1 protein-coding gene is annotated in these 392 nt (G+C 29.6%); it reads left to right on the plus strand.

Annotated elements, in window-relative coordinates; all coding sequences use genetic code 11:
• A partial coding sequence (locus tag BTA35_RS19055) for a hypothetical protein (RefSeq protein ID WP_161489902.1) occupies positions 1-392 on the plus strand: 392 nt, incomplete at both ends.

Consider the following 392-nt stretch of genomic DNA (forward strand, 5'->3'; position numbering starts at 1 on the left):
ATATTGAATTACTAGGTAATTGTGATGTTATTATCAATGAATTATGTCTTCGTTTAGCAAAATTAGACTCAACATTTGGACAAATTAAAAATGTTCAATCAAAATTATTGAAAGAAATTCCTTATGAAAATCTCCTAACTACACAAGAACCGGAAAGAAAAAAACAAAAACTTTTATCAGATAATGATGTTCATCATCAATCATCAGATCCGGAACCATTAAAAACTGAAATATCATCTACATCAAAACAGATATTGTCTTCATTGAAAAATTCTTCATTATTTATTGACAATTCATCATATATATCCTGTCCACCACGACGATACATATTTCCTGGTGCGGAAATAGATTTCTCATCGGATGATGACGATGATGATACTACTGGTAGTAGT

Origin of the sequence: Oceanospirillum linum, from assembly GCF_001995095.2 — a bacterium.
In the GTDB taxonomy this organism is placed as follows: Bacteria; Pseudomonadota; Gammaproteobacteria; order Pseudomonadales; family Halomonadaceae; genus Oceanospirillum; species Oceanospirillum linum.